Consider the following 914-nt stretch of genomic DNA (forward strand, 5'->3'; position numbering starts at 1 on the left):
CAGCTGGATAGAGCAACGGCCTTCTAAGCCGTGGGTCAGGGGTTCGAATCCCTTAAGGTACACCATATGGTGGGCGTAGTTCAGTTGGTAGAGCACCAGATTGTGGCTCTGGGTGTCGCGAGTTCGAGTCTCGTCGCTCACCCCATATTGGGATATCGCCAAGCGGTAAGGCAACGGACTTTGACTCCGTCATTCGCAGGTTCGAATCCTGCTATCCCAGCCAAAATGTGATTTGCTAGCTCAGTCGGTAGAGCACGTGACTTTTAATCACGGTGTCCAGGGTTCGATTCCCTGGCAGATCACCAAAACAAAATTTATTATCATGATTTGCTAGCTCAGTCGGTAGAGCACGTGACTTTTAATCACGGTGTCCAGGGTTCGATTCCCTGGCAGATCACCAAATTTAATTTGCAGATGTGGCGGAATTGGCAGACGCACTAGACTTAGGATCTAGCGCCTACGGCGTGGGGGTATGGTAGAGTGTCACCTTGCCAAGGTGAAAGTTGCGGGTTCGAGTCCCGTCTTCCGCTCCAATATGCGGGTGTAGTTCAATGGTAGAACACCAGCCTTCCAAGCTGGATACCCGGGTTCGATTCCCGGTACCCGCTCCACAAAATGTTTAAAATGTTAAGTAAAAACACTTGACAAAACATTAAAAAACATTTAAAATAATAATTGTTTGATGTGTATCTTTAGCTCAGCTGGATAGAGCAACGGCCTTCTAAGCCGTGGGTCAGGGGTTCGAATCCCTTAAGGTACACCACACTTCGGGGTGTGGCGCAGATGGGAGCGCGCGTGGTTTGGGACCATGAGGTCGCAGGTTCGATCCCTGTCACCCCGACCATTATGCGGGTGTAGTTCAATGGTAGAACACCAGCCTTCCAAGCTGGATACCCGGGTTCGATTCCCGGTAC

The 914-nt window shown here is 50.4% G+C and carries 8 tRNA genes; all 8 read left to right on the forward strand.

Annotation, left to right across the window (positions count from 1 at the left end):
- The first annotated feature begins 69 nt into the window (after nt 1-69).
- The 8 genes from ACYUCG_RS15175 to ACYUCG_RS15210 all read left to right on the forward strand — a co-directional run bounded on the left by ACYUCG_RS15175 (nt 70) and on the right by ACYUCG_RS15210 (nt 844).
- Nucleotides 70-145 (forward strand) — tRNA-His (locus ACYUCG_RS15175).
- Nucleotides 146-148: 3 nt separating this feature from the next.
- Nucleotides 149-223 (forward strand) — tRNA-Gln (locus ACYUCG_RS15180).
- Nucleotides 224-229: 6 nt separating this feature from the next.
- Nucleotides 230-305: transfer RNA gene (locus tag ACYUCG_RS15185), tRNA-Lys, on the forward strand.
- 19 nt (nt 306-324) lie between these two features.
- Nucleotides 325-400 (forward strand) — tRNA-Lys (locus ACYUCG_RS15190).
- A gap of 64 nt (nt 401-464) precedes the next feature.
- Nucleotides 465-533: transfer RNA gene (locus tag ACYUCG_RS15195), tRNA-OTHER, on the forward strand.
- A gap of 4 nt (nt 534-537) precedes the next feature.
- Nucleotides 538-611: transfer RNA gene (locus ACYUCG_RS15200), tRNA-Gly, on the forward strand.
- A gap of 75 nt (nt 612-686) precedes the next feature.
- Nucleotides 687-763 (forward strand) — tRNA-Arg (locus ACYUCG_RS15205).
- A gap of 5 nt (nt 764-768) precedes the next feature.
- Nucleotides 769-844, forward strand: a tRNA-Pro gene (locus ACYUCG_RS15210).
- The last annotated feature ends 70 nt before the right edge of the window (nt 845-914 follow it).

This window comes from Clostridium sp. CTA-17 (assembly GCF_054767895.1).